Below are 5,356 nucleotides of genomic sequence, written 5' to 3' on the forward strand. Positions count from 1 at the left end.
CGCGCATGTCTCCGGCGTGTGGTCATTGCAGGATGCCTGCCGCGTGGTCGCGGCGCGTGGCCGGCTGATGCAGGCCCAGCCTGCCGGCGGCGCCATGGCCGCGATCGAGGCGGGTGAAGCGGAAGTGCTGCCGCTGCTCGCAGCCGGTGTCGAGATCGCCGGGCTGAACGGGCCGCGTTCGACGGTGATCTCCGGCGATGAAGCCGCCGTGCTGGCGCTGTCGGAAGCGTTCAGGAGCAAGGGCCGCCGGACCAGCCGCCTGCAGGTGAGCCACGCCTTCCACTCGCAGCGCATGGAGCCGATGCTGGAAGAGTTCGGCAAGGTGCTGTCGCAGGTTACGTTCGGCACGCCGCGCCTGCCGATCGTGAGCAACGTGACGGGGCATCTCGCGACCACGGACGAGCTCTGCAGCGCGGAGTACTGGGTGCGCCAGGTGCGCCAGGCCGTGCGGTTCCTGGATGGCGTGCATGTGCTGGAAGCCGAGGGCGTGCGGGCCAGCCTCGAGCTTGGCCCGGACGGCATTTTGACCGGGCTTGCGGCGGGCTGCCTCTCGGAAGGCTCACCGATGCAGGTGATTGCTTCGCAGCGTCGCGGGCGCGACGGCAGCGAAGCGTTGCTGGCGGCGCTGGGTGCGCTTCACGTCCACGGCGTTCATGTCGACTGGGCGAAGGCGCTCGGTGGGAGCGCGCACCATCCTGTTGCGTCGTTGCCGACCTATGCGTTCCAGCGTCAGCGTTACTGGCTAGAGGCGGAGAAGCCGAGCGGGGACGCGGCGACGATGGGCCTGTCGGAAGCGTCGCATCCGCTGCTGGGAGCGGCGACGCCGCTGGCCGAGAGCGACGGCTTCCTGCTGACGGGACGGCTGTCGCTGTCGGAGGCGGGCTGGCTCGGCGACCACGCCGTGTTCGGCACGGTGCTGCTGCCGGGGACGGGACTGCTGGAGCTTGGCTTTGCGGCGGCGCGTGCGGTGGGCTTGAGCAGCGTATCGCAACTGACGCTGCTGTCGCCGCTGGTGCTGCCGGCGGAGGGCGGTGTCCGGCTGCAGGTTCAGGTCGACGGTGCCGAGGCGGGCGGCGAAGGTGGCCGTGCCCTCAGCATTTACAGCCGTGCGGAAGATGCGCCGGAGGGAGCATCGTGGACGCTGCATGCGCAGGGCCTGCTGGGCGAGGCGCAGGACGCGGAAGCCGAAGAACAAGACAGCACCCTCGAAGTCTGGCCCCCTGTTGGTGGCGAGGCGATCGACCTGGCCGGTCATTACGCGAAGCTGGCAGGACGCGGCTACGGCTACGGGCCGCTGTTCCAGGGGCTGGTCGAGGCCTGGCGTGTCGGCGACGCCGTTTACGGCCGCGCGGTGCTGGCAGAGGCGCTGGGAGCCTCAGCGGATGGTTACGGGCTGCATCCGGCGCTGCTGGACAGCGCGCTGCACGTGCTGACCCTTGCGCAGGTCGAGGGCCTCGGCGACCGGGCTGTGCTGCTGCCGTTCGAGTGGTCGGACGTGTCGCTCGTCGCGACCGGTGCTCAGGAACTGCGCGTCCGTGCGTCCGTGGAGCGCAGCGGCGAGGGCGAAGCCCTGGCGTTGCTGCAATTGACCGATGGCAATGGGCGCGCGGTGGTGCGCCTTGGCGGGCTGCGGCTAAGAGAAGCGAGCGATGCGCAGATCCGTGATGCCGCACGCAGCGAGACTCAACATCTTTATCGTCTGGATTGGCGTCCGGTCGCCTTGAGCGAGGGCGAAGCTCACGCGCCAGCCCTGCCGCTGATCGTCGGAGGCGACGGAGAGCTGGCGAAGCATCTGGGTCTCGATCATGTTGACGGCATTGCTGCTGTTGTTACGCGCCTTGACGCGGGCGGAGCGATACCATCGCAGATCGTGTTCGACCACCTGTCGGAGGCGGGTGCGGGTGTCGCTGTACTTGCGGCGACGCATGCGACCGCGGAGCGTGGTCTTGCCGAGCTGCAGGGGATTCTTGGCGAAGCGCGTCTGAACGACACTGCTGTGATGTGGCTGACGAAGGGCGCCGTCGCAACGGGTCCCCACGAAGGCGCAAGCGGACTGTCGCGCGCACCGCTGTGGGGCCTGGTGCGGAGCGCGCGGGCGGAATATCCCGATCGGAGGCTGCAGCTTGTTGACGTCGATGCGGCGCTCGCGGATGCATCTTTGCTGGCGAAGCTGACGTCGACGATATCCGAGCCCGACCTTGCGCTGCGCCACGGCGCGGTGCTGGCGCCACGGTTGGCGCGGGCAAGTGCGGGTGTAAGCGAGCCGCGTCCTCTTGATGCTGGCGGAACAGTGTTGATCACGGGCGGAGCCGGCGAGCTCGGCAGCGAAGTCGCGCGGCATCTGGTTGCCAAGTACGGTGTGCGTCATCTCTTGCTGACGTCGCGTCGTGGCATGGCGTCGCCTGGTGTGTCCGAACTGGTCGCAGAGCTCGAGGGGCTGGGCGCGCAGATGGTCGAGGTTGCGAGTTGCGACGTTTCGAACCGTGACGCGGTTGACGCGGTGTTGCGCGCCATTGCGCCGGAGCGTCCGCTGACGGGCGTGTTCCATCTTGCAGCCACGCTGGACGACGGCATCGTGCCGGCCCTGACAGTGGAGCGGCTGGAGCGTGTGCTGCAACCGAAGCTCGATGGTGCCTGGCACCTGCACGAGCTGACCACGGATAAGAATCTCGCCGCGTTCGTGCTGTTCTCGTCGGTGGCGGCGCTGGGCAGCCCGGGGCAGGCGAACTACGCGGCGGCGAACGTGTTCCTTGATGCGCTCGCAGCGGAGCGGCGGCATCGTGGTCTGGCCGGACAGAGCCTGATGTGGGGCCTATGGGAGCAGCGCGGCGTCGGCATGACGGCGCATCTGGGCCATGCCGAGCTGATGCGGATGCGCCGGCAAGGCGTGCAGGCGCTGTCGCTGGAGCTCGGGCTGTCGCTGCTGGATGCGGCGCAGGCCCAGCCCGAGGCGACTTTGATTCCGATCCATCTGGATCTTGGCGTGGTGCAGCGCCAGTTCGCCGACGATGTGCCCGCGCTGTATCGTGGGCTGGTGCGCGCTGGCTTGCGGCGTGTCTCGACGTCGAGCGGCGACACGAATGCCCTGCGGGTTCGGCTGGTCTCGCTTGCAAGCGATGCTGAGCGGCTGCAGGCGCTCGTGGAGCTGGTGCAGGAGGAGATCGCGGCGGTGCTGGCGTTGCCCGGGGCCTCGTCTGTACCTGCGGATGCACCGCTGAAGGATCTCGGGCTGGACTCGCTGATGGCGGCCGAGATTCGCACCCGCCTGTCGAAGCGGGTCGGGACCAAGCTGCCGACGACGCTCGCGTTCGATTATCCGACCGCGCGGGCGATGGCGCGGCTGCTGTTCGAGAAGCTCGAGCTCGGTCGTGCTTCCGTCCGTCTGGAGCAGCGGCGAGCGATCAGCGCATCGGCGGCGGCATCGGAGCCGATCGCGATCGTGGGGATGAGCTGCCGCACGCCTGGAGGTCCGGCGAGCCCCGAGAGCTACTGGTCGCTGCTGGAGCGCGGTGGAGACGGCGTTGGTCCGCTGCCGGGCCGCTGGAGCCGTGATCTGCTGAAGCGCCTGGAAGTGGTGACGGGATGGTTGACGCAAGAGGGCGGTTTCGTCAGCGCAGTAGAGGATTTTGACGCGGGCTTCTTCGGCATCTCGCCGCGCGAGGCGATGGAGATGGACCCGCAGCAGCGCCTGACTTTGGAAACGGTGTGGGAAGCGCTGGAGCGGGCGGGCTTGCAACCGGAGGGGCTCAGAGAGAGCCGGACCGGCGTGTATCTGGGATCGATGGGCAGCGACTATGGCATGCATCGTTCGCTCGAAGAGACGACGATGTGGACGACCACGGGTAAGCTGTCGAGCGTTGTGGCGGGCCGTGTCTCCTATGTGCTGGGTCTCGAAGGCCCGGCGATGACGATCGATACGGCGTGCTCGTCGTCGCTCTCCGCGCTGCATCTGGCATGCGCGGCGCTGCGGCAGGGCGAGTGCGATCTGGCGCTGGCGGGCGGCGTGCACGTGATGTGTACCCCAATCGCGTTGGTCAGCATGGGCGCAGGTGCCGTCGCGCCGGACGGCCGGAGCAAGAGCTTCTCCGAAGGTGCCGACGGCGCCGGCTGGAGCGAAGGCTGCGGCGTGCTGGTCTTGAAGCGGCAGTCGGATGCGGAACGGGATGGCGACGAGATTCTGGCGTTGATCCGCGGCTCTGCGGTGAACCAGGACGGCCGCAGCCAAGGCCTGACGGCGCCGAATGGTCCGAGCCAGCAGCGCGTGATCCGCGCGGCGCTGTCGGCGAGCGGCGTGAGCCCCGACGACATCGACGTGGTCGAAGCGCACGGCACCGGGACCAGCCTCGGCGATCCCATCGAAGCCGGCGCCTTGGCCGCGGTGTTCGGGCCGACCCGGCGCGAGGATCGTCCGCTGTGGCTGGGCTCGTCGAAGTCGAACCTCGGACACACCCAGGCCGCCGCCGGCGTTTTGGGCGTGATGAAGATGGTGCTGGCGCTGCGGCACGAGGTCTTGCCGAAGACGCTGCATGCCGAACATCCAAGCCACCAGATCGAGTGGGAGGGCAGCGGGCTGTCGCTGCTGCAGCAGGCGCGGGCCTGGCCGCGTGAGGCTGCGCATGTGCGCCGTGCCGGCGTGTCCGCGTTCGGCATCAGCGGTACCAATGCGCATATGGTGATCGAGGAGGCGCCGGCGCGGTCGAAGGCTGTCGACGCTGAGGCGAGCGGTGTGGCTGATGCGTCATCGTCGTTGATCCCGTTGCTGGTGTCGGGCCGTGACGAGGCCGCGCTTCGTGCGCAGGCTGGCCGGTACGGAGAGTGGCTGTCGCAGCATCCGCAGGCCGATTGGCCTTCTATCGTCGCCACTGCAGCACTACACCGGACGCAGTTTGCATCACGTGCGTCAATGTCGGTGCGCGATGCCGCGGAGGCCGTGGCCGCGCTCGGTGCGCTGGCCGAAGGCCGCCCGCATGCGACGGTGTCGGTTGCGGACGCGCGCGATCGCGGTCGTGTGGTGTTCGTGTTCCCCGGACAAGGCAGTCAATGGCCATCGATGGGCCGGGCGCTGCTGGCGGAATCTCCGGTGTTTGCGCAAACGATCGCGGCCTGTGAGACGGCGTTGTCCAGATACACGGACTGGTCGCTGACGTCTGTGCTTCGTGGTGAAGAGGGTCTTGAAGCCGGCCTGCTGGAGCGGGTGGACGTGATCCAGCCTTCGCTGTTTGCGATGAATGTCGGCCTGGCGGCGGTGTGGCGCAGCCTCGGACTGGAGCCGTCGGCGGTGGTCGGTCACAGCCAGGGCGAGATCGCCGCCGCGGTGGTTGCCGGCATCCTGTCGCTGGAAGACGGCGCACGTGTA

The 5,356-nt window shown here is 68.5% G+C and carries 1 protein-coding gene; it reads left to right on the plus strand.

The features are described from left to right. Positions 1 to 5,356 (plus strand): type I polyketide synthase (locus tag K3F49_RS38975; RefSeq protein ID WP_276575476.1); only part of this gene is annotated, 5,356 nt, incomplete at both ends.

This window comes from Bradyrhizobium monzae (assembly GCF_021458635.1).
Taxonomy (GTDB): Bacteria; Pseudomonadota; Alphaproteobacteria; order Rhizobiales; family Xanthobacteraceae; genus Bradyrhizobium.